Origin of the sequence: Actinomadura mexicana (assembly GCF_900188105.1) — a bacterium.
GTDB classification, from domain to species: domain Bacteria; phylum Actinomycetota; class Actinomycetes; order Streptosporangiales; family Streptosporangiaceae; genus Spirillospora; species Spirillospora mexicana.
In genome coordinates, this window is the sequence record NZ_FZNP01000004.1 from 368,837 (window position 1) to 391,040 (window position 22,204).

At 70.1% G+C, this 22,204-nt stretch carries 19 protein-coding genes and 1 tRNA gene; 6 read left to right on the plus strand and 14 right to left on the minus strand.

Going from position 1 to position 22,204, the window contains the following annotated elements; all coding sequences use genetic code 11:
- Positions 1-74: 74 nt before the first annotated feature.
- A complete protein-coding gene (locus CHC11_RS13000; RefSeq protein WP_179278835.1) occupies positions 75-3,446 on the minus strand; it encodes a LamG-like jellyroll fold domain-containing protein in 3,372 nt (1,123 codons plus the stop codon).
- A gap of 844 nt (positions 3,447-4,290) precedes the next feature.
- Here CHC11_RS13000 and CHC11_RS13005 point away from each other — a divergent pair.
- Both CHC11_RS13005 and CHC11_RS43860 read left to right on the plus strand, forming a co-directional pair.
- Positions 4,291-4,779 carry a transposase family protein gene (locus CHC11_RS13005; RefSeq protein ID WP_089311950.1) on the plus strand — a complete coding sequence of 163 codons (489 nt, stop codon included), beginning with the start codon at positions 4,291-4,293 and terminating at the stop codon, positions 4,777-4,779.
- 46 nt (positions 4,780-4,825) lie between these two features.
- Positions 4,826-5,188 carry a transposase gene (locus CHC11_RS43860; protein WP_425427310.1) on the plus strand — a complete coding sequence of 121 codons (363 nt, stop codon included), beginning with the start codon at positions 4,826-4,828 and terminating at the stop codon, positions 5,186-5,188.
- A 638-nt stretch (positions 5,189-5,826) separates the two neighbouring features.
- Here CHC11_RS43860 and CHC11_RS13015 read toward each other — a convergent pair.
- Both CHC11_RS13015 and CHC11_RS13020 read right to left on the minus strand, forming a co-directional pair.
- Positions 5,827-5,898 (minus strand) — tRNA-Val (locus tag CHC11_RS13015).
- Positions 5,899-6,053: 155 nt separating this feature from the next.
- Positions 6,054-6,479, minus strand: coding sequence for a TIGR02611 family protein (locus CHC11_RS13020; RefSeq protein WP_089311952.1), 426 nt, complete (start codon positions 6,477-6,479; stop codon positions 6,054-6,056).
- Between the two features lie 287 nt (positions 6,480-6,766).
- Between CHC11_RS13020 and CHC11_RS13025 the strand changes: the two genes are divergently transcribed.
- On the plus strand, positions 6,767-7,180 hold the full coding sequence (locus CHC11_RS13025) for an SsgA family sporulation/cell division regulator (RefSeq protein ID WP_089312133.1): 414 nt from the start codon (positions 6,767-6,769) through the stop codon (positions 7,178-7,180).
- Here the strand turns inward: CHC11_RS13025 and sthA are convergent.
- Together sthA and CHC11_RS13035 are read right to left on the minus strand one after the other, a co-directional pair.
- Positions 7,177-8,580, minus strand: coding sequence for a Si-specific NAD(P)(+) transhydrogenase (gene sthA / locus CHC11_RS13030; protein ID WP_089311953.1), 1,404 nt, complete (start codon positions 8,578-8,580; stop codon positions 7,177-7,179). The genes CHC11_RS13025 and sthA overlap by 4 nt on opposite strands.
- A gap of 51 nt (positions 8,581-8,631) precedes the next feature.
- A complete protein-coding gene (locus tag CHC11_RS13035; protein WP_089311954.1) occupies positions 8,632-9,231 on the minus strand; it encodes a TetR/AcrR family transcriptional regulator in 600 nt (199 codons plus the stop codon).
- Positions 9,232-9,336: 105 nt separating this feature from the next.
- On the opposite strand from CHC11_RS13035, the gene CHC11_RS13040 reads away from it, so the two are divergent.
- Genes CHC11_RS13040 through ppgK form a run of 3 tightly spaced genes read left to right on the plus strand, consistent with a single transcriptional unit; the run spans position 9,337 to position 11,298 of the window.
- Positions 9,337-10,080 (plus strand): SDR family oxidoreductase, encoded by a 744-nt coding sequence (locus CHC11_RS13040; RefSeq protein ID WP_089311955.1) that lies wholly within the window; start codon positions 9,337-9,339, stop codon positions 10,078-10,080.
- On the plus strand, positions 10,080-10,400 hold the full coding sequence (locus CHC11_RS13045) for a DMT family transporter (RefSeq protein WP_089311956.1): 321 nt from the start codon (positions 10,080-10,082) through the stop codon (positions 10,398-10,400). The genes CHC11_RS13040 and CHC11_RS13045 overlap by 1 nt, the downstream gene beginning before the upstream one ends.
- 28 nt (positions 10,401-10,428) lie before the next feature.
- Positions 10,429-11,298: a polyphosphate--glucose phosphotransferase gene (gene ppgK / locus CHC11_RS13050; RefSeq protein WP_089311957.1), complete on the plus strand. Its 870-nt coding sequence runs from the start codon at positions 10,429-10,431 to the stop codon at positions 11,296-11,298.
- Here ppgK and CHC11_RS13055 read toward each other — a convergent pair.
- From CHC11_RS13055 to CHC11_RS13095, 9 genes are all read right to left on the minus strand, one after another.
- On the minus strand, positions 11,285-13,963 hold the full coding sequence (locus CHC11_RS13055; protein WP_245919142.1) for a glycoside hydrolase family 38 N-terminal domain-containing protein: 2,679 nt from the start codon (positions 13,961-13,963) through the stop codon (positions 11,285-11,287). The two genes, ppgK and CHC11_RS13055, sit on opposite strands and share 14 nt — an antisense overlap.
- 32 nt (positions 13,964-13,995) lie before the next feature.
- Positions 13,996-15,192: a CehA/McbA family metallohydrolase gene (locus CHC11_RS13060; protein ID WP_089311959.1), complete on the minus strand. Its 1,197-nt coding sequence runs from the start codon at positions 15,190-15,192 to the stop codon at positions 13,996-13,998.
- Complete coding sequence (locus tag CHC11_RS13065) at positions 15,189-16,316, minus strand: ABC transporter ATP-binding protein (protein ID WP_089311960.1); 1,128 nt, start codon at positions 16,314-16,316, stop codon at positions 15,189-15,191. The genes CHC11_RS13060 and CHC11_RS13065 overlap by 4 nt, the downstream gene beginning before the upstream one ends.
- Positions 16,316-17,143: a carbohydrate ABC transporter permease gene (locus CHC11_RS13070; protein ID WP_089311961.1), complete on the minus strand. Its 828-nt coding sequence runs from the start codon at positions 17,141-17,143 to the stop codon at positions 16,316-16,318. The genes CHC11_RS13065 and CHC11_RS13070 overlap by 1 nt, the downstream gene beginning before the upstream one ends.
- Complete coding sequence (locus CHC11_RS13075) at positions 17,140-18,141, minus strand: carbohydrate ABC transporter permease (RefSeq protein WP_089311962.1); 1,002 nt, start codon at positions 18,139-18,141, stop codon at positions 17,140-17,142. Before CHC11_RS13075 ends, CHC11_RS13070 begins: the two co-directional genes overlap by 4 nt.
- Positions 18,113-19,537, minus strand: coding sequence for an extracellular solute-binding protein (locus tag CHC11_RS13080; RefSeq protein ID WP_089311963.1), 1,425 nt, complete (start codon positions 19,535-19,537; stop codon positions 18,113-18,115). Before CHC11_RS13080 ends, CHC11_RS13075 begins: the two co-directional genes overlap by 29 nt.
- 80 nt (positions 19,538-19,617) lie before the next feature.
- Positions 19,618-20,454 carry an aminotransferase class IV gene (locus CHC11_RS13085; protein WP_245919144.1) on the minus strand — a complete coding sequence of 279 codons (837 nt, stop codon included), beginning with the start codon at positions 20,452-20,454 and terminating at the stop codon, positions 19,618-19,620.
- On the minus strand, positions 20,405-21,421 hold the full coding sequence (locus CHC11_RS13090; RefSeq protein WP_245919146.1) for a chorismate-binding protein: 1,017 nt from the start codon (positions 21,419-21,421) through the stop codon (positions 20,405-20,407). The genes CHC11_RS13085 and CHC11_RS13090 overlap by 50 nt, the downstream gene beginning before the upstream one ends.
- A complete protein-coding gene (locus CHC11_RS13095; RefSeq protein WP_089311964.1) occupies positions 21,418-22,122 on the minus strand; it encodes an ArsR/SmtB family transcription factor in 705 nt (234 codons plus the stop codon). Before CHC11_RS13095 ends, CHC11_RS13090 begins: the two co-directional genes overlap by 4 nt.
- Between the last annotated feature and the right edge of the window lie 82 nt (positions 22,123-22,204).

The window sequence follows — 22,204 nt, forward strand, 5'->3', positions numbered from 1 at the left end:
GAGCATCACAAGTTCGGCAAGAGGTCAGCAGTGTGCGGGGGGACTCGGTCGGCGGCGCGACAGGAACCAGTCGGTCAGGGGCCGTCGCTGGTCTCCCGCTCGACCGGAGCCGCCAAGGTCTGGATCTGGCTGGCGGTTAGGGCACCTTGATAGACCCATAGGTCATCGATTGCGTCCGGCCAAAATTCGGTGCCGTCGGCTGCTCCGAGTTTGCTGCGGCCCACCTGAAGGCCGCCGTTGCTGGCTTCGAAGCCCAGGACGCCGTCCTCCTCCGAAATCTCATCGGCGGTCTGCTGAAGTTCTCCGTTGACATACAGGCTGAGGCGGTCACGCAACGCGTCGTACACGATCGCCAGGTGTTCCCACTCCCCCGGCAGGAACTTCGAGTGCGACGCCACCAGGGGCGTTGCGGTCACAGTGTCGGTGTTGCGCATCACCGCTTGCCATCCGCCCTGATCCTCTGGATCTGCACCCGGGACGTACCGGAGCGTGACCGCATTGGTATTGGTTCCTGCCTGGGAGAATACAGTTGCTGGTTTTAGCGGCCTTTCCGTGCTGCGGACCCAGCCCGCGATCGTAAAGCTTTGCTCTGTCTCAAGCCCCAGCGAAGTCTCGGCGAAGGCCCCTGGCTGAGCGAGAGATAGGCCTGCTGGTGAAGCCCAGATGCTGAATCCTGCGTCGGAAGATATTTCCGCCCCGTTCTCTAGCGTCAACGCGGGCACTTCCTGCTCTTCCGGCTCCCCTGGGCTGGCCACGCCCTCAGCGGTGTTGAGTTTCCAACGCCCCTTCAGAACCGGATACTGCTTCACCAGCTCCTCGACTTCGGGACCTCCCACGCTGCGGTCGTAAACACGCACGTCATCGATCAGCCCCGGCCAGAAGTCCACGGGATTCTCTGCATACTGTGCGCGTCCGATCTGCAGGCCGCCGGTCGCGTTCCACACCGAGGTAACTTCGGCGCTGTCATTACCCACAACACCATTGACATAGATCCGGAGACGTTTGAGCGCGGAGTCCCAAACGCCGACCAGGTGCGTCCAGGCGCCAGCCTGCGCAGGTGTCGCGGACTCTGCCTGCCACCATCCCGGGTCGTCGGAGTCAGCCGCCGTGCGAGCGAACACCCAGCGTTGCAGATGTTTCACGTATTTCAGGTAGAAAGCGCTCTTGTTGTTACCCTCCGCGGACAGCGCCGTGAAGTCATTGCCCGCAGCATTCGGGTCAACCCACACCCACGCTGCAACCGCAAAGCTCTTGCTGGTGTCTATGACCGGAGTCTCGGTGGAGGCATATCCGGTCGAGCCGTCCAGTTTGATCGCACGGCCGTCCTGCCCGTCAACTCCCACAACGGAGCCGCCGTGCGCGGTCGCGGAGATCGTGGGCTCGCCTTCGCGAGTCACCGCCTGCAGGGTGGTTCCGCTCTGCTCGTCCAGTGTGAACCGAGCTTTTGCTGGTCTACCTAGATTAGCCAGGAAGTTGTAGGTGTATGTGGCTCCCCGCTGTGAAGAGGGGGTGTACGCCACTACGTCTAGATGGTTGGGGCCTGATCTAGAAGGAGCGATCTGGACCTGGCGAGCAGCGCCGGCAGTAGTACTCAAAGTGCTGTAGTAGAAGCCGTTCAACCACAACTCGTAGCGATCAGCGAGCTGGGCGCTGTCGCTTATCGTGAACGTACCCGGGGTGCCCACGCCATCGTGCCAGTTATCGTCTTCCGGGTAGTCCGTTGAGGTAACGCTCGGTTTGGCCGGCAGGTCCGGATCGTAGTAAAAGTAGCAGCCAGTCTGCGCACCATCGTAGCTCCACGGTCCCCATTGCTCGCCGTCCCAGGCCCTCACACCCCAGCCGATCTTCTTTCCATGCGGAATCGTCAAAGGCAACTGCTGCTGAAACTGAGTGTTTGAAGTCTTCGCCGGCGTCAGTCCAGAGGTCCATTTCGGACCCCAGTCCGAGCCATCGGCATTATTTGCCCAGTGGAGCGTGAACTGGCCTTGTACCTTGTTCTTGTCTTCGTCGTCCGGATCGATCAAAGTAGCAAAGACCTTTGGAACGGTGTTGACCCACTTCGCGCTCCCGGATACGCAAGTGCCTCCCGGCATCGCGAACATCGTGTCGGTATCAGGCTGCTTCGGTGGGTTGTTGTACTGCACGTGGAGGTAAGCATCGTCAGCGAATCGCTTCCACCAGTCCATTGTCGATTCGCTGTATGCCTTCAACCCTAGGGTGATACTTCCATATCCCTTGTTCACTGCATCCTGCACGTGCGAACGCAGATTGGCGCCTCCGAACTCCACCGGGGCCTTCGAGCAGTGAACTACATCCTTCGAGGTCAGATGCTCAAGCCATACTGATGACTTGTTGGTGTTGTTCCACGTCGCATACGACTGCAGCGTCGCCGTCCGCCACAATTGAACCGAAGTCGGGTTGTCGCAGTTGTAAGCACTGGTTTCGAACGGGGTGAACTCCACACTTTGGATATAGCGGCCCTTCAGGGATGGCAGGGGCATGCGAAAGAATAGTCGTTTGGTCTGGTTCTTCACACAGTTCGGGTCCTTAGCCACCTCACAGCGCCCCATCCCCTCGGTCGACTTCCCAGCAAACTTGTAGTACGACTGGTCCGGCCACCCTGATGAGACCATTCCCCAACCGGTTGCCTTCTTTGTGTCCCATACCGGATCGATGTATACCGGAAAAGTGGTGTCCGGTGCGGTCAACATCCCTTGATCCGGCGTCAAGGTGAGCTTGCCGTCCCCGACGGATACCTCGATGGGAGCCGTCTTGGCTCCTTCCACAGGCTCTTCGGCCGGATCTACCGTTGCTTGGGTGCGGGCCTGCGGGGTCCCGTAGGCTGCCTGAGAGGAGTCCCACATGAAAGGGGACGGTGCCTCGAAAACCACAGCGCCCGAACTGGCGTCAACTGCTTTTAGTACCCCGCTGCTTTCCTCCTCACTCACAGATAGGCGGGTTGTCGACATTGCCAATGCCAAGGAGGAAACCCGCGGATCTCTGGCCGCCTCCGCCGTCTTGATCACCAAGACGTGCGCAAATCCGTCCGCCTGTGCTCGCAAACGCAGATCAACGTCTGGGCCGGCCACGCCGCTGTACACGGCTGTGTCCCCAGAGAGAGTCGGTTCCGGCAGTGCCTGCGGCCACGAAAGCGCCAACTTGCGACCGTACCGCGTCATCTGCACCATCGGGCCGGTCCCACCAGTCGAGAACTTCAGCCCAACTGTCGACACATTTGGGACGATCGTTTCGCCGGAGCGATGCAGACTAGTGTCGATGTCCGCCCATTGGTCCCCCTGCCGGGCACGTATCGGCCGGAGCCGCTCTTCGACATCGATGCGGCCGTTCGGCAGGGCTCGCACCGTCCGGTTCTCTCCGCGCTGCGACACGATCTCCACTGACTCACCGGTCAGCTTTGCCTTCGCGACCGCTTGCTGCTCCGTCAAATCCGGTTGCGGTTCCTCAGCGAGGGCTGGGGGTTTCGGCGACACGACAGCCAATGGAGCCTGAAGCGCTCCGGCCACCATTATGAGAACCAAGAGGCGGGCCAGCGGTGCCGGTCGGTGAAACAAAAGCGACCGAATGACAGGCACACGACGGGCTGTGACACCGCGACCCATATGGACCCCAAGGTGTAAAGGGCTTGTTAAAGCTGCCTTAACGTAACCCGCCCCCCGGGCTAGGGGAAGATCTCTCGTTGATCTTCGCTTAGTGATCTGAGTCACAGGGATCAGCGGTCATCCATCTGGATCACTTAAGCGTCCTCTACTAATTCTCGTTGAACACTAGGACGGGTTGTCATCGGTTCGCTTCAGAAAGTGATCACATGGCTGACCGTATGCGGTCGTGGGCCGATGTTTAAGCAACAGATGCTTGCACTCTGGACCGGTTTCAATGAGCAGTCAGCGTGCTACTACGATGATACGCTCGCTGCCTTCCGGGATGGCCCTGGCCTCCCTGGGCCGCAGGACGCCAGCCCCGCTTTTCGCTGGGACCAACTGAGCCGATCCCCAGCCGAGGTAAGGCCGTGGGATACGAGGCGTCCCCAGTCAGATTTGGTCAGCACCCCCACGGGTCTGAAGCGCTCCGCCGCCCCTTTGGCCTGACGCGTGGCTGTTTGCGTACCTCACCCACTGGTCCTTCTTCTCTGCCCTCTGTGTCAGGCTCAGATGAGTGTCAATGGCCGTTTGGAACTGGCTCTGACCCACTTTGCGTGATCGCTGCGGGCCGCGAGGGTCACGGTTCGGGTGTTCTCGTCGGTAGTGTGGATCTTGATCGCGAGCATGGTCGGTGTCGATCACGGAAGTGCTCACGGTCCTGTTTCCCCATCTCGCCGACGTGTGCGTCGAGCGGGTGTCTCTGGTGGGCCGGTCCGTACGGATACGCGCCAGAACCCGGGCTGTCGAGGCCATCTGCCCGAAGTACGGGCACACGGCGACCAGGGTGCACAGCCGTTATGAACGGCGGCTCTGCGATTGGCCGGTCGCGGGACAGAAGACCATCCTCCACCTGCAGGTTCGCCGGCTTTTCTGCCGCAACATCGGGTGCACCAAGAAGACGTTCGCCGAGCAGGTTCCGGGGCTGACCGTCCGGCATGGCCGACGCAGCGCCCGGTTGACGGAGGCGTTGCGGTCTATCGCGCTGGCGTTGGGCGGCCGCGCGGCCGAGCGCTTGGCCGGACGCCTGGTCTCCACGGTCGGCCGCTCGACACTTCTGCGGTTGATCCGCGGCAGCGGCCGATCCACGACCACCGACACCCCGTGTGCTGGGGATCGATGATCCTGCCTTGCGGCGCGGTGCGACTTACGGCGCCGTTCTGGTCGATGTGGAGACCCGGCGTCCGGTTGACCTGCTGCCGGACCGGTCAGCCGCGTCGGTCGCTGCGTGGCTGGAGGCCCATCCCGGCGTCGAGGCGATCTGCCGAGATCGCGCCGGATGCTACGCCGAGGGCGGCCAGCGCGGAGCACCCCTGGCGATCCGGGTCGCCGACCGCTGGCATCTGCTCCATAACCTGACCGGTGCCGTCGAACGGGCCGTCGCCCGTCACCGCAGCGGTCTCCGCGAACCGCGGCAGGAACCGGCCCCCCGCCGACTGCTGCCGACGCCGGCGACGTCGGGGAGAGCCCGGGTGCCACCCGGACCCGGGCGCGTCATGACGAGGTCCACCAGGCTACGCGTCGCGACCTGACCATCACCGAGATCGACCGTGACCTGCGCCTTGACCGCAAGACGGTGGGCCGCTACCTCAACGCGGCCATCGCAGAGGAGCTGCTGCCCGAGGGGCGTTGCCCCCGAACGACACTCCTGGACCCACATCGTGGCTACCTGCATGCGCGGTGGGGATGAGGGTTGCCGCAGCACCGACCGATTGCCGGAGGAACTGCGCGCACGCGGCTATCGCGACACCGCCCGGACCTTGCGCCGAGTCACTGCTCAGCTGCGCGCACATGCCGTCCGGACCACACCGCCGCCGGTGCCGAAGGTTCGCGAGGTGACTGGCTGGATCGTCACGCCGCCCGACAAGCTCACCGACGATGACCGGCTCGCCCAACATCGCGCACGGTCCGCCAACCATGTCGGTGTACCTCAGCGGAGAACGCCGACTCGCAGCGGGCCACAAGATCCTCATGGCAGCCAGTGCGGTTCGCCATCGACCTCGACCAGCACTTGATGGGGCACTCAGGATGATCGACCGTCTGGGTGAGCGCTTCGGGAATCTGCGAAGCGTACGGTGGCTCCCGAAACTGGCTCCCGAGACTACGAAGCGCTCATCGGGACAGACGAGATCACGCCGTGGACGACGCTCTGACCTGCGGAAACTTGGGGTGGGCGATACTGGGTTCGAACCAGTGGCCTCTTCGGTGTGAACGAAGCGCTCTCCCACTGAGCTAATCGCCCCTGCGGAACGTGCGTTCCGACGTCGGAAACTCTAGCGCATGTCGGGGGGTGGTCGCGCGCCGGTTTTGCGCCTGTGGAGGCGGGGGGGCGCCTTGCCTGGCGGCGGGGGTGAGGGACGGACGGGAGTCGATTGGTTACGCTTGGCGACTGTGGCGTCAGGTCCAGAAGGTGGGGTCTTCGATGTTCCAGGGCAGCGTCAGGCCGTAGACGGCCAGGTAGGCGGTCAGGGCGGCGGCGAGGGCTACGGCGGCCAGGGCGCCGAGGATGGTGTTGCGGCGGCGGGTGCGGGGGTCGAGGGCCTTCTCCTTGGCGCGGTCGGCGGCGGTTCTGGCGCGGTGGAGGGCGCGCTGGGCCCAGGCGAACTCGGTGGCGAGGATGGCCAGGCCGATGACGATGCCGAGGAGGCCGGGGCCGGGGGTCACCATCATGATCAGGCCGCCGGTGAGGACGGCGGCGCCGGTGAGGAAGACGGCGGCGCGCCAGGCGGTGTTGAGGAGGGGGTTGCGCCGGATCCGGGCGCGGAAGCGGTGCGAGAGGCGCGGTTCCGGCGGTGGGGCCTCTTTTTCATGATTTATTGCCACGGTTTTACCCTAAGGCAGCGGATGGGCCCGCGGGGGCCCGGGGGAGCGCGCGGATCGGCCTGCGGGGCAGGCGGGCCGAGGCGAAGGAAACTTGCGAATGATCCGCTTTTGCCCTGGTCAGACGCGGGTTTTGCTATGGTGAGATGGATCACAAACGCCGGGGACGCCGGAATGTTCGGCCGAGTTCAAGCAGTTAGGCGTCATAGATCGCGGGGATGTCGGTGAGAAGGAGTACCGCCACCGAGGCACCCCGTGAGCCAGCGGGACCGACGTAAGAGGGAATGGCCATGAACAGCAGTACCACCGTCTCAGCAGAGCTGGGCCTTCGTCTCGTCGTCCCCGACCGCACGACCGTCCCTCTGCTGGCCGGGCTGGAGTACGCGGCCGACGACCCGTACGCGATCCGGATGGCCTTCTACGTGGGCGACGACGAGCCGGTCGAGTGGATCTTCGCTCGGGAGCTGCTCACCGTCGGCATCGTGCGCAAGGTCGGAGACGGGGACGTCGAGGTCTGGCCCGGCGAGGACGACGGCACGCTCAACATCGCGCTGTCCTCCCCGTTCGGGGACGCGCTGTTCGAGGTGCCGCTCTCCCCTCTCGCCGACTTCCTCCACCGGACGTACCAGGCGGTGCCCGCCGGCGAGGAGAGCGAGTTCATCGACATCGACGCCGAACTGGAGAACCTGCTCTGGCCGTCCTAGCCGGACAGGCGCGCGATGTGGCGCATCTTGTTCATGGCGTCCAGGGCGGCGACCTTGTAGGACTCGGCCAAGGTGGGGTAGTTGAAGACGGCGTTGACCAGGTAGTCGATGGTGCCGCCGCAGCCCATGACCGTCTGGCCGATGTGGACGAGTTCGGTGGCGCCGGTGCCGAAGACGTGGACGCCGAGGAGCCGCCGGTCCTCCGGTGAGACGAGGAGTTTCAGCATCCCGTAGGAGTCCCCGATGATCTGGCCGCGGGCGAGCTCGCGGTAGCGGGACACGCCCACCTCGAAGGGGATCTTCGCCTCGGTCAGGGCGTCCTCGGTGCGGCCGACGAAGCTGATCTCGGGGATGGTGTAGATGCCGATGGGCTGGGTCTCGTGGATCTGGGAGACCGGTTCGTCGCAGGCGTGGTGGGCGGCGAGGCGGCCCTGCTCCATCGAGGTGGCCGCGAGGGAGGGGAACCCGATCACGTCCCCGACCGCGTAGATGTGCGGGACCTCGGTGCGGTAGTGCTCGTCGACCTTGATCCGGCCGCGGTGGTCGGCGGCGAGGCCCGCGGCCTCCAGGCACAGGTCGCCGGTCATGCCGTGGCGGCCGGCGGAGTACATGACGGTGTCGGCGGGGATCCGCTTGCCGCTCTCCAGGACGGTGATCGCGCCGTGCGCCATCCGCTCGACGGACGCGACGCTCTCGCGGAACCGGAAGGTGACGGCCAGGTCGCGCAGGTGGTATTTGAGCGCCTCGACGATCTCCAGGTCGCAGAAGTCGAGCATGCGCTCGCGCCGCTCGATGACGGTGACCTTGGTGCCGAGCGCGGCGAACATCGAGGCGTACTCGATGCCGATCACGCCGGCGCCGACGACGACCATGGTCTCGGGGATGCGGTCCATGTGGATGATGCCGTCGGAGTCCATGATCGTTCGGTCGTCGAAGTCGACGGTCTCGGGCCGCGCCGGGCGGGTGCCCGTCGCGATCACGATGCGGTCGGCGGTGAGCTTCTGCTCGCGGTCGCCCGTTCCGCTGACGGCGATCGTGTCGGGCTGCAGGAAGCGGCCGGTGCCGGGCAGCACGGTGACGTGGTTGCGGGCGAGCTGGCTGCGGACGACGTCGGTCTCGCGGCCGATGACGTGCTGGGTGCGCATCCCGAGGTCGGCCACGGTGATCTCATCCTTGACCCGGTAGCTCTGCCCGTACAGCTCGCGCTGGTTGAGCCCGGTCAGGTAGAGGACGGCCTCACGGAGCGTCTTGGACGGGATCGTCCCGGTGTTGATGCAGACGCCGCCCATCATGTCGCGCCGGTCGACGATGCCGACCCTGCGGCCGAGCTTGGCGGCGGCGATGGCCGCGCGCTGCCCGCCGGGCCCCGAGCCGAGGACGAGGAGATCGAAGTCGCTCACGCTCCCCAGTCTGACGGCCGAACACCGTGCTGATAAAGGCTTTCGCCGGACCTATCCCGATCCCAGGAGGCCGCCGGCCAGGGTGTCCAGGCCGGCCTTGACTCGGTCGAGGGGCATGCCGCGGGTCCGGCGCTGGTGGAGGAACAGGTTCGCGGCGAGGGGGGCCAGGAGGGCGTCGGCCAGGTAGGCGGCGTCGGCGTCCGGGCGGATCTCGCGGAGCAGGATCGACAGATGCCGGTGGTAGAGCCTGTACGAGCCGTCGCGGAAGCGGGCCTCGGGCGGGTCGGACTCGGCCATCAGGAGCAGATCCGCCTGCGCCTCGGTGCGGTCGGCCAGGGCGTGCAGGAAGGCGCGGATGCGCTCGGCGGGGGCGGCGCCCGGGCCGAGTGGCGCGGGGCCCTGGATGAAGGCGGCCTGGAAGTCGCGCTCGCGGTCGTCGATCACGGCGTAGACGAGCCGGGCCCGGTCCCCGAACCGGCGGTACACGGTTCCGACGCCGACCCCGGCGGCCCGCGCGACCTCGTCCATGGAGACTGCCTCGGGCCCGCGGGTCGCGATCACCTCCGCGGCCGCGCGCAGGATGCGGCGGCGGTTGTGCGCCGCGTCCGCCCGCTCGGCGGGCGGCCGCCCGACCACGGGCAACTCCCGCATCCAGCCCCCTCTCGGCACGGCATCAGCGTAACGGGTTTGTATCCGGAAAGTTCTCCGGTTAAGCTCGCCAAGCGGAAATTTTTCCGGTTGAAGGCGGGAGCTGGGATGACGATGGATCTGGCAGGACGCGTGGCGCTGGTGACGGGCGGCGGGCGCGGCATCGGAGCGGCGATCGCGCGGCGGCTGGCGCGGCATGGCGCCGACGTCGCGGTGACCTACGTCCGGGCCCCGGAACGGGCCGCCGGCGTCGTCCGCGAGATCGAGGCGGCGGGCGGGCGCGGGCTGGCGATCGCCGCGGACGCCGCCGACCCCGCGGCCGTCGTCGCGGCCGTCGACCGGGCGGCGGCCGAACTGGGCCGCCTCGACATTCTGGTCAACAACGCCGGGATCGCGCCCTACGGGCCTCTGGAGGACGTGTCGGCCGACGAGATCGACCGGACCCTGGCCATCCACGTCCGGGCGGCGTTCGTCGCGGCGCAGGCGGCGGCCCGCCATCTCGGGCCGGGCGGCCGCGTCATCAACATCGGCAGCAGCCTCGCCGAGCGCGTCCCCTGTCCCGGCTGGACGCTGTACGCCATGAGCAAGTCGGCGCTCACCGGTCTCACCCGGGGCCTGGCCCGGGATCTCGGGCCGCGCGGGATCACCGCCAACGTGGTGCAGCCGGGCTCGACCGACACCGAGATGAACCCCGCGGACTCCCCCGACGCCGAGTTCGAGCGGGGGTTCACGGCACTCGGCCGGTACGGCCGCGCCGAGGAGATCGCCGCGATGGTCGCGCATCTCGCGGGTCCGGGCGGGGACTATGTCACCGGTGCGGCGATCGCCGTGGACGGGGGGTACGCAGCCTGATGGCCTGGATCTTCCTGCTGATCGCGGGGTTGACGGAGTTGGTGTGGGCCACGGCGCTGAAGCAGTCGGACGGCCTGACGCGGCTCTGGCCGACCGTCATCGGCCTGTCGGTGGCGCTGCTCAGCGTCGTGGTGCTGTCGCTGGCGCTGCGGACCCTGCCGGTCGGGACGGCGTACGCGGTCTTCGTCGGCCTGGGGGCCCTCGGCGTCGCGCTGGTCGGCATGGTGGCGTTCGGCGAGAGCGCGTCGCCGGCCCGGCTGGCGTTCCTCGGTCTGATCGTCGTCGGTGTGGTCGGTTTGCAGGTCCTGGAGGGCTCTTAGCGGGGGCAAGATCGGGCAGAGTGAGGGCATGGCGAGGGAGATGCTGGGGATCGACATCGGCGGGTCGGGGATCAAGGGCGCGCCGGTCGACCTGTCGGACGGGTCGTTCACCCGGGAGCGGTTCCGGGTGGACACGCCGCGGCCGTCGAAGCCCAAGGCGGTCGCGAAGGTGCTCGCGCAGGTCGTGGAGCACTTCGGGTGGGACGGGCCGGTCGGGGTCACCTATCCCGGGGTGGTGATCGGCGGCGTGACGATGTCGGCGGCGAACGTGTCCGGGCACTGGATCGGGCTGGAGGCGCAGGCGCTGATCGCGGACGCCACCGGGCGGGAGGTCACGCTGCTCAACGACGCGGACGCGGCGGGGATCGCGGAGATGCGGCTCGGCGCGGGACGCGGGCGGCGCGGCACGGTCGTCGTGCTCACGCTGGGGACGGGGATCGGCAGCGCGCTGTTCAGCGACGGCGTGCTCGTCCCGAACACCGAGTTCGGGCACCTCCAGATCGACGGCGAGGACGCCGAGATCCGCGCGGCGGCCAAGGCGCGGGAGGAGCACGACCTCAGCTGGAAGAAGTGGGCGAAGCGGCTCAGCGTGTACATGGGCCATCTGGAGGCGCTGATCTCCCCCTCGCTGATCATCGTGGGCGGCGGGGTGAGCAAGAAGTCCGAGCACTTCCTCCCGCTGATCGAGGGCGTCCGGGCGGAGATCGTTCCGGCGCGGCTGGTGAACAACGCGGGCATCGTGGGAGCGGCCATGGCGGCGGACGCCGCTCATGGTGGAGGGGCGGACGCCGCTCATGGTGGAGGGGCGGACGCCGCTCATGATCGAGAGGCGGACGACTCCATGGTGGAGGGGCCGGCGCCGCGCGGTCCGTCGAGGCCGCGCGCTAGGACGTCCTGAAACGGACGGTCGCGATCTCCCAGGGCCGCAGCGCCAGCGTGGCCGTCCCGTCGTGCACGTCGAGCGGGATGCCGGGGCGTCCGCGCAGGTCGACGCGGATCGCCTCGGCGAGGTCGCCCTGCAGGACGGCCGTGGTGGGATGCGGGCACTGGGCGACCATCCGGGTCTCGGTCCAGCCGTCGCGGAGGCGGAGCGAGGTCATCGCCACGCCGTCGCCCGTGATCGAAAGGCCCGTCCGGGGGGGCGGGACGGGCGCGGCGGCACGTCCGTAACCGGCCGCGGCAAGCAGGTCGTGGCGGTATTCCTCGGCGGCCTGCAGAACGTCGGATCCGGGCGCTTCGCCGGAGTACGGCATGATCGCGAGGCCGACCGCGCGCTCGCCCCGGCACTGCGCCTGCGGCGTGGGGAGCTGCGGCCCGGCGGGCTGGTCGCGGTAGGCGTTGCGGTCCCGCGACAGGTAGCCGATCGAGCGCAGCAGGGTGAGGGCCATCTCCCGTCCGCCGAGCACCTCGTACTCGGTGACGTGCTCCAGCAGGACGGCGAGGCCGCCCGCGGCGACGAACCCGGACGCGGGGAAGGTCGGCACCGGCCGCTCCCCGAAGCCGCCCTCGGCCGTGGGGCCCCGCTCGACGATCGCGAACTGTCCTTCGGCGAAGGACGAGCCGGCCTGGCGCGGCAGCGACATGTGCAGCCGGACGCGGTGGTCGTCGCACCGGTTGTCGAACGCGACGCGCAGCCGCAGGAAGGGCTCCCCGGCGCGCAGTTCGGCGCGGGTGGTGACGGTCACGTCCTCTTCGGCCTCGGACCGGGCGTCGCGCGGGACGTCCCCGGAGGCGGGCCACCGGTAGGTCCGGACGATGTCGAGCGCGGCGACGAGCGGCCCGTCCCACACGGGCCGGACGTGCACGGTCAGGGGGTCGCCGACGATGCGGTCCTCGGCGGGCGGCGCGTGGTTGTAGGAGTCGCCGAGGTCGCCGCCGTCCACGACGCGGCCGACCCCTTCGACGACGTGGCCGGACGGGGTGCGCAGCTGGAGCGTGCCGTCCTCGCGGGCCTCGGCGCGCAGCAGCCCGTTGTCCAGGACGTTCCCCTCGGCCTTCACCGGCCCTTCCGCGGCGCCGCCCGGCGCGACGGGCCGGACGGCGGTGAGCCCCAGGGCGGGCACGTCGACCAGCGCGGCGACCGTGCGGCGCGGATCGGCCAGGATCCGGACGCGCCAGTCCCCGTCGGCGTCGCGCAGCGCCTCCCGCACCTCGCCGATGTCGAACGGGACGTCGGCGCGGGACGTGACACGGAAGGTGAGCGCGCGGTCCTCCCGGGAGACCGTCCAGTCGCGGATCTCCTGCCCGAACAGCACCCGCCCGTACACCCGCTCCAGAAGTACCGGCAGCTCGGAGGCCGGGTGGACGGCGTCGTCCAGGACGGTGGGCGCGATGTCGAGCGTCTGGACGGGGACCGGCCGCCCGTCCCCCGTCACCAGCCCGGGTTCCCCTTCGCACGCGATGTCCAGGGTGACGAGGCCGGTCCGCCGGGCGGGGGTCGGGTTGAACACCAGGTGCGAGCCGAGCGGCACCGTCGCGGCGCGTTCGGCGGTGACCAGGTCGCAGACCGCGCGGCCGAGCTGCTCTGCCTCCGCCATGCGCGCCGCGACCTGCTCGGCGGTCTCGTCGCTGCCGCATCCGGTGACCGAGTCGTGGCAGCTCACCTCGATCAGGCGCCGCCACGCCAGGTCGAGGAACCGCTGAGCGTCGCCGGTGTACCAGAGTGCCGCCAGCGGTTCGGCGTACCGCTCCACGAGCCGCTCGGCGCGTCCCATCAGCTGCTTGAGCCGGACGCGGGCCGACAGCACGCCGGGCAGGATGTTGGCGCGGGCGTGCGACCGCAGCTCGCCCCGGACGCGCGGCAGGCCGTCCACGGACGGCTCCTCCCCCGCGAAGTACCCGGCGAGCGTGTCCAGGCGCATCGCGGGCCCGGCGGAGGCGACCCGGTCGGCGAGGTCGGCGGCGGGCGCGGTGTGGTCGGCCCCGTACATGGCCAGCAGCGGGCCGCCGCCCGGGTACCAGCGGCCCATCGCCTCCGCGAACCCGGCGACGCGGCCGGGCAGCAGGGACGCGCCGTCCTCGAACTCCTCGAACATCGACGCGGCGTTGCCGTAGCCGCCCTCGGGGAGGTACTGGGTGCGGATCGCGGTGCCGTCCGGCGCCTCCCAGGCGAACGCGCGGGTGCGGACCCGGTCCGGGACGCCGCGCCACACGCAGGCGTGCTCGATCCCCGCGAGCCTGAGGATCTGCGGCGTCTGCGCGCAGTGCCCGAACTGGTCGGGCAGGTAGCCGACCATCATCGCGGCGCCCAGCTCCTCCGCGCGCCGCAGCCCGAGCTCCAGGTTCCGGACGATGTTCTCCCCCGAGCACAGGAACTCGTCGTGCAGGATCTGCCAGGGCCCGACGGCGAGCCGGCCCTCCCGGACGAGCGCGGCCAGCCGCTCGCGCCGCTCGGGACGGATCTCCAGGTAGTCGTCGACGGCGGCCATCTGCCCGTCCAGGGTGAAGTGCCAGCGCGGGTCGGCCTCCATCCCGTCGATGACGCCGTCCAGCAGCGACACCAGGCGGAGCCGGAACCGCTGGAACGGCAGGTACCACTCGCGGTCCCAGTGTGTGTGCGGCACGACGACGATCTCTGAGCCCTCGGCCCGGCCCGCTACCCGCACAGTGCGATCACCTCGTTCTCGTGGGTCTCCAGTCGGTGCATGCCCGCCTCGTCCGCCGGCATCCGGACGCGGTCCCCCCGGACGGCGGTCCGGCGCCCGTCCGGCCGGACCAGCACGGTCCCGTCCGCGCCGAGGGCGACGATCTCGTCGGCGACGCGCAGCAGTACCGGCGCGTCCAGGCCGATGGACACCGCCGTCCGGCCCGCCGCGATCCCGCCCAGCACGTCCTGCTCCTCGGCGAGGACCCAGGTGACGGGCTCGCCGAGGTTCTTCGTCTGCGCCGGGTCGTGGAAGTCGCTGCCGCCGAGCGGGACGACGCCCTGCGGCCGCCATACCTGCGCCCAGGCCAGCGGGGCGCCCCAGCGGCGGTCCCACCAGGACGAATGCCAGATCTCGGCGTAGCGCGGCCGGTGCTCGGCGGGCAGCGGGCGCCGCCAGGCGCAGTCGCCGCTGAGCGGGTGGTTGATCGACATGAGCCCGCCGCGCGCGGCGGCGGAGGCGGCCCAGTCGGCGCTCGGCCCGCGGAAGTCGATCCAGCCGGTGTCGCCGAAGACGTTCGCGTGGCCGAGGTCGGTGGTGAGCTCCTGCCCGGGCAGCAGCAGGACCCCGGCGCGCGCCCCGGCGGCGGGCAGCTCGGGGTGGTGGCTGACGGTGTTGTGGTCGGTCACCGCGAGGTAGTCCAGGCCGCGGGAGGCGGCGAGGCACGCCAGTTCCTGGACGGTGAGCGCGCCGTCGCTGTGGACCGTGTGCGAGTGCAGGTCGCCGGCGAGCCAGCGCATCCCCTCCGGGGCGGGGAGTTCCGGGCGGGACTGTCGTTCCGGCCGTGGAGGAGGCGTTTCGTCCGGCTGCCTTGGGTTCGTCCCAGAGGTGGTGACGGTGACCTCGTACGGGACGCCGTCCGGTGGAACCCGGTGCAGCCCCAGCCAGACGTGCCACAGGCCCGGTTCGAGCTCGCCGGGGAGATATCCGGGCGTCGCCCAGTCGGCGCCAATCGTGAACCGGCGGCGCGCTCCACCGGACCAGCCGCGGAACCCGTCGGGCCCATGGCAGCCCAGGTCGATCACGCCGCCGTCGAAGGACAGCTCGACCGTGACGGACGCCGTCCCCCTCGGCACCTCGAAAGGGAGTTCGCGCAGACCCTGCTCCAGCCGGTCTTCGAGGCTCCACCGTCCGCTGTGCACGGTCATCCGCTCCTCCCGTCCCTGGTCAAGGGCGCCGCCGCCCGCCCGGTCTCGTCGCCACCGCCCGTCACCAGCTCACCGTCGCGGTAGAGCAGGACGCGCCCCGGACGCGGCAGTGCCCACCCCTCCGCGGAGTACCGGGCCTCGAAGCCCTCCCCCACCACGACGCGCACCGCCTCGCCGTCGACGTCCAGGGTCACGAGTGAGGACGCGCCGAGGTTCTCCACGACGGACACCCTCCCGCCGAACGCCCCGGCCACCGGCTCGGCGCTGAACTCCATGTACTCGGGGCGTACCCCGCACACGACCTCCTGCCCGTCCAGGACGAGGCCGCGCGCCTCCTCCGGGACGGGCAGCTCGATCCCGCCGACCGCGACGGCGGCGCCGCGGACCGTGCCGGGCAGCAGGTTCATCGGCGTCGAGCCGATGAACGAGGCCACGAACAGGTTCACCGGACGCCGGAACACCTCCGCGGGCGTGCCGACCTGCCGGATCTGCCCGGCCTGCATGACCGCGATCCGGTCGGCGAGCGCCAGGGCCTCCGCCTGGTCGTGGGTCACGAACACCGTCGTGCACCCGAGGCGGTGCTGGAACCGCTTCAGGTAGGTGCGGGCCTCCAGGCGGAGCCGCGCGTCCAGGTTGGACAGCGGCTCGTCCAGCAGAAGGACCCGCGGATCGGCCACCACGGCGCGGGCCAGCGCGACCCGCTGCTGCTGGCCGCCCGACAGGTTCCCCGGACGCCGGCGCTCCAGCCCCTGGAGACCGAGCTCCCGGACCGCCTCGGCCGCGCGCCTGTACCGGACGGCGCGGCTCTGCTTCCTGACGCGCAGCGGATAGGCGATGTTGTCCATGACGGTCATGTGCGGGAACAGCGCGTAGTCCTGGAACACCATGCCGACCTCGCGGCGCCCCGGCTGGAGCCGCGTCACGTCCTCGTCGCCGAGGCGGACCGTCCCGGCCGTGGCCGCCTCCAGGCCGGCGATCGTGCGCAGCAGCGTCGTCTTCCCGCAGCCGGACGGGCCGAGCAGCGCGAAGAACTCGCCTGCCGCGACGTCGAGGTCGAGCGCGTCCAGGGCCCGGACGGCGCCCGGGTACACCTTCGTCAGCCGCCGGATCGTGATGGACCCCATCAGCGCTTGATCCCTCCGTGGAAGCGGAAGCCGTACCGGCGGCTGACGAACAGGTACATGAGCACGACCGGCAGGGAGTACAGCAGCGAGAACGTGGAGATCAGGGGCAGGTCCGGCTGGCCGCCCTCGGTGTAGAACGTGTACATGATCACCGAGGCGGGGGCCTTGTCCGGATCGCGCAGGAGCAGGAACGGCATGAGGAAGTCGCCCCACACCTGCGCGACCGTCCAGACCGCCACGGTGGCGAGCCCCGGCCGGATGACCGGGACGACCACGTGCCGCAGGACCTGCAGCGGGGAGGCGCCGCAGACCCGCGCGGCCTCCTCGTAGGACGTGGGCGTGGCGTCGGTGAAGTCCTTCAGCAGGAAGATCGCCGCCGGCAGCAGGCCGCCGGTCAGCACCAGGATCACGCCGAGCCGCGAGTCGATCAGGTGCAGGTTGAAGGCCAGCAGGAAGACCGGCACCATCGCGGCCGTCCCCGTGATGATCGACGACAGCAGGAGCAGGACGTAGAGCAGCAGGTCCCGGCCGGGCACCCGGACCCGGCTCAGCGCGTACGCGGCCAGCGACGCGGTCGTGACGACGAGCGCGGCCGTCCCCGCGGCCAGGAGCACCGAGTTGCGCAGCGACGCGAGCGCGTACGGGTTGTCCAGCAGGACCCGGAAGTTGTGGAGGGTGAACTCGGGCAGCGATGCCGAGATCCCCGGGTCGGCGTCGAACGGCGCGAAGGCCAGCCAGAGCAGCGGCAGCGCGAAGAACCCGAGCACGGCCGAGACGAACGTGGCCAGGCCGATCCGGCGCAGGATCTCCCGTACGGTGCCGTTCACGCGGCCGCCCCCTCCGCCGCGCCGGCGTCCCCCGTGCGGGCGTCCCCCGCGGGCGCGTGCGCCGTGCGGGCGCGGCCGCGGTCGCGCAGCGTCCGCAGGTAGACCAGCGCGATCACCAAGTTGATCAGGATCATCACCAGCGAGATGGCGGCGCCGAAGCCGAGCCGGCCGTCCCCGAGCGCCGTCCGGTACACGTACACCGACATGATCTCCGAGCGCCCGTCCGGGCCGCCCGCGGTGATCAGGAAGGGGGTGAAGTCGTTGAACGTCCACAGGCTGACCAGCAGCAGGCTGGTCAGCGCGTGGCCCCTGATGCGCGGGAGCACCGCGTCGCGGAGCGTCTGCCACGTCGAGGCGCCCGCGAGCCGCGCCGTCTCCAGATGGGACGGTGGAACGTTCCCGAGCGCCGCCCCGTAGAGCATCATCGAGAACGCGGTCCCGCGCCAGACGTTGAACACGACGACGCACGCCATCGGGTGGTCGAGCAGCCACGCCGTGCCCGGGGTGCCGAGCACGGCGTTGAGGGTTCCGCCGTCGCGGTCGAGCAGCGCGATCCACAGGAACGCGATGACCGAGGACGGCAGGATCCAGGCCAGCAGCACCAGTCCCTCGACCAGGCGCCTGACCAGGCCGGACCGGTCGCGCATCACCCACGCGATCGAGAAGCCGAGCAGCGTCTGCCCGATCACCGCCGAGCCCAGGACGAACTGCAGCGTCAGCCACAGCGACCGGTGGAAGTCCCCGTCGCCGAGCACCGTCCGGTAGTTGTCCGTCCCGACGAACCGGGGCTCGCTGGCGGCGATACCGGTGAGCCGGTAGTCGGTCGTGCCCAGGTAGAGCGTCCAGAGCGCGGGGAACACCAGGAACACCGCGACCAGGACCAGCGCCGGTGCGACGAAGGCGGCGGCGCGGCCCCGCCCCAGTCCGGCCGCGTCGCCCCCGAAGGACGGCGCGGCCGCGGGCGCGACCTCAGCGCGGGGTGACGTGGGCGGCGCCACCGACGATCCCCTCCAGCTTCGCGGCGTACTCGGCGGCGGCCTGGTCCGGGCTCCTGCCCGACACCACGCTCGCCGTGGCCTCCTGCAGGGCCGTCGACACCTGCGGGTAGGCCGAGAGCCCCGGACGGTACGACGTGACGGGCAGAACCTTCTCCGCCACGAACGTCAGGAACGGGTCGCCCGCGAGGATCTGCTTGTTCACGTCCGTCCGGGACGTGATCTCCGGGGTGCCGGCCGTCCGCGCCCTGACCATCTCCGGGGAGTTCATGAAGGCCAGCAGTTCGAACGCCTGCTGAGGGTGATCGGTGTTCGGGTTGAGGACGGTCACCGAGCCGCCCGACATGCTCACGAACGACTGCCCGCGCAGGCCCCGGCCCTGGGAGACGGCGGGGATCAGCGCGTAGCCGACGTCCTCGTCGCGGGTGGGCATCTTCGCGACGCCCGTCTTCGGGTTGAGGACGTCCCGCCAGAAGTAGTCGCCCTCGAACAGGATCCCGACCTTGCCGGCGGCGAACTCCTCGAACGACTTGTCGCGCCCCTTGGCCTCCTGCTGGAGCCTGGGGTCGCCGAGGCCCTCGCTGCCGTAGACCTGCGCGTACAGGCCGAGGACCTGCTTGAGCGCCTGGCCGCCGCCCGTCCACCTGCCGTCCGCCCAGATCTCCGCGCCCGCCCCGGCCAGCAGCGGGAGCGCCCCCTGCATGCTGGTGGCCTCGCCCATCGCGGTGCCCGCGTTCAGCTGGATCGGGGTCACGCCGGGGACCTTCTTCAGGGCCCGGCCCGCCGCGATGATCTCCTGCCAGCTCTTCGGCTGCCAGTCGGCGGGCAGGCCGGCCCGCGCGAACAGCTTCCGGTTGAAGAAGATGAGGCGGCCGTCGGTCGCGGGCGGGACGCCGTACCGCTCGCCCCCGAACATCGCCAGCCGCTGGACCGATCCGGGGATCTGCGACCAGCCGTCCCAGGCGCCGGCGGGTGCGCCGACCGCCTTCGAGAGCGGTAGGACGTAGCCGGCCTGGGCGAACTCGCCGACCCAGATCCCGTCGATGTCCATGATGTCGGCACCGGAGCGCGACTTCAGGTCGAGCGCCAGCTTGGTCTTGTACACCTCGTCGTCCACGCCCTGGCCGCGGAACGTCACCTTCGCCGTGACGCCCCTGGCCTTCTGCGCCGCGACGAACTTCGGGATCACCGTCCTGGTGATCCACTCGGCCTCTTCGGTGTTCTTGCCGCCCTCGATGGCGTTGCGGGTGATCGTCAGGGAGAAGCTCTTGGCGTCCTTGCCCCGGTCGGGGTCCGTCGAGGATCCGCCGCCGCACCCGGCGAGCACCGCGCCCGCCAGCGCGAGCGCGGCCGCCGCGCCGATCCGCCTCCTGGAGAAGTCCCTGGAAGAGAAGACCATGGGTGACCTCCTACAAGCGTCACCACATAACGTGAACGAAGAATTCGATCACGTAAAGACTCGGAGATCGTTTTTCTGGTTCAGGGGTCCATCAGCTCGGCGGACCGGGCCGCGAACGCCTCCAGCGCCTTCGCGGTGATCGGACCGGGGGCCGCCGGGAGGACCGTCCCGTCCACGGCCCGGATCGGCTGGACGTCGCGGGTCGTGGACGTCAGGAACGCCTCGTCCGCGCGGTACAGGTCGTCCAGCGCGACGTCCTCCTCCTCGCCGCCGCACCACTCCAGCGTGAGCGCGCGCGTCACCCCGGCCAGGCAGCCCGACGACAGCGGCGGCGTGACGAGCCGCCCGCCGAGCACGACGAAGATGTTGCTCCCCGTCCCCTCGCACAGGTTCCCTGCGGTGTTGCCGAAGATCGCCTCGCCGCCGCCCCGCTCGTGGGCGTGGGCCAGCGCCAGCGCGTTCTCGGCGTAGGACGTGGTCTTGAGGCCGGACACGGCGCCCCGCTCGTTGCGCGGCCACGGCACGACCGTCACGTCCGCCGTCGCCGGGAACGGGTCCTGCGGGCCGACGATGATCGACACGGTCGGGCCCTCGTCGCCCCGCGCGGAGCCGAGGGGGCCGGGGCCGCTCGTGTAGGTGATGCGGATCCGGGCCAGCGGCCACTTCGGGGCGGCGGCGAGCACCTCCAGGGTGCCCTGCGCCAGAGCGTCGTGGTCGGGCTCGGGCAGACCGAGGCCGGCCGCCGAACGGGCCAGCCGCCGCAGATGCCGGGTCAGCGCGAACGGCTCCCCGTTCGTCACCTTCACGGTCTCGAAGATCCCGTCCCCGACGAGCATGCCGTGGTCGAAGACCGACACCGTCGCCCGCTCAGGGTCGAGCAGTTCCCCGTTCAGCCAGATCCTGGCCTGCTCCGTCACCGGAAGCCACCTCCAATAGCCGAGCCGCCTTCAGCTCGGTCTCCCGCCACTCGCGACGTGGGTCGGACCCCCAGGTGATGCCGGCACCGGTGCCGAACCGCAGCAGCCCGTCCTCCGCCCAGAAGGTCCGGATGCCCACGGCCAGGGCGCCGCGCCGGGAGTCCGCGTCCACCCACCCGATGGCCCCACAGTACGGCCCCCGGGGGACGGGTTCGAGTACTTCCAGCAGCCTCAACGCGCTCGACTTCGGGGCGCCCGTCACCGAACCGGGAGGAAACGTCGCCGCGATCAGTTCCGGCCAGCCGCCCCCCGCCAGCCGCGCCCGGACGGCCGACACCAGGTGGACGAGCCCGGGATGCTCCTCCAGCGCGCACAGCTCCGGCACGCTCACCGAGCCGGTCTCGGCGACCCGTCCGAGATCGTTGCGGACCAGGTCGACGATCATCACGTTCTCGGCGCGGTCCTTGGGAAGCAGGTCGTCCGCCGTCTGGCCGGTCCCCTTGATCGGACGCGACTCGACCATCCGCCCGTCCCGCCGCAGGTACAGCTCGGGCGAGGCGGAGGCGACCTCCAGGCCCGGCACCTCGAGCGTCATCGCGTAGGGCGCGGGATGGCGCTCGGCGAGCCTGGCCCCCAGCCCGGCGATCCCGGCGCCGCCGGGCAGCTTCGCGGAGAGCACACGGCAGAGGTTGGCCTGGTAGACGACACCGTCCGCGATCGCGCCCCGGATGCGCTCGACCCCCGCGACGTAGGCGGCCTCGTCGAGCGAACTCGTCCACTCCCCCGGGCCGGCCCACGCGCCCCCCGGATGCGGTGCGGGCCTCACCTTCTCGAACCGGGCGCACGTGACCTTCCCCTCGTAGGTCACCACGACCGCCCACCAGCCGCGCGAATCCAGCGCCGCCAGGTCGGAGGTCACGTCCGCGAGCCCGGTGGCCAGCAGGCCCCCGGCATAGGCGAAGCTCACCCCAGCACGCACCCGAACGAATCGGCCAGACCCGCCAGCCCGGCATCGGTCACGACCAGCGCCCGCCGCGTGCCGCCCCGCTCGAACCAGCCGAGCTCGATCATCCGGCCGGTGAGCGCCTCCCCCAGCGCCCCGTTCAGGTGCGGCCGCCGCTCCGTCCAGTCGAGACAGTGCCAGGCGAACCTCCGCCGCGCGCTCCGCAACGCCTCCAGATCCAGGCCCAGCGCCTCAAGGCGCTCCTCGCCCTTCTCCGTCACCTCGTAGGCGTCGCCGCCGGCCGCCTCGATCAGACCGCCGTCCACCAGTGCCGCGAACAACGTCACCCCGGCGACGCCGGCGAGGTGGTCGTAGCACGTCCGCGCCTCGTGCAGGCGCCGCGCGTCCCGCGACTGCCGCAGGCTGTTCACCCGCACCGGCGGACTGATCCGCGACAGCGCCTCGATCACCTGGGCGACCTCGCTCCCCCGCAGCCGGTAGTACCGGTGCCGCCCCTGCTTGACGACCGTCACGAACCCGCCGTCCAGCAGCCGCGACAGATGCGCGCTCGCCGTCTGGGCGCTCACCCCGGCCGTCCTCGCCAGCTCCCCCGCCGCGAGCGGACGCCCGTCCAGCAGCGCCGTCAGCATCGCGGCCCGCGCCCGGTCCGCCAGCAGTGCCGCGACCGGCGCGAAGTCCACACTCACGACCTGTTCCGAGCCCATGCCACCGAGCCTAGGCGACCCGCTCTTCGACCGGCGTCGAAGCATCCGCGCCCCGCGCCACCGCGTAATCCGGTTCGCATCG

Coding starts and splice junctions, on each gene's coding strand:
- CHC11_RS13095 (WP_089311964.1), bottom strand. CDS start 22,122: ATGGGCTCGGAACAGGTCGTGAGTGTGGACTTCGCGCCGGTCGCGGCA.
- CHC11_RS13065 (WP_089311960.1), bottom strand. CDS start 16,316: ATGGGGTCCATCACGATCCGGCGGCTGACGAAGGTGTACCCGGGCGCC.
- CHC11_RS13045 (WP_089311956.1), top strand. CDS start 10,080: ATGGCCTGGATCTTCCTGCTGATCGCGGGGTTGACGGAGTTGGTGTGG.
- ppgK (WP_089311957.1), top strand. CDS start 10,429: ATGGCGAGGGAGATGCTGGGGATCGACATCGGCGGGTCGGGGATCAAG.
- CHC11_RS13080 (WP_089311963.1), bottom strand. CDS start 19,537: ATGGTCTTCTCTTCCAGGGACTTCTCCAGGAGGCGGATCGGCGCGGCG.
- CHC11_RS13040 (WP_089311955.1), top strand. CDS start 9,337: ATGACGATGGATCTGGCAGGACGCGTGGCGCTGGTGACGGGCGGCGGG.
- CHC11_RS13025 (WP_089312133.1), top strand. CDS start 6,767: ATGAACAGCAGTACCACCGTCTCAGCAGAGCTGGGCCTTCGTCTCGTC.
- CHC11_RS13060 (WP_089311959.1), bottom strand. CDS start 15,192: ATGACCGTGCACAGCGGACGGTGGAGCCTCGAAGACCGGCTGGAGCAG.
- CHC11_RS13035 (WP_089311954.1), bottom strand. CDS start 9,231: ATGCGGGAGTTGCCCGTGGTCGGGCGGCCGCCCGCCGAGCGGGCGGAC.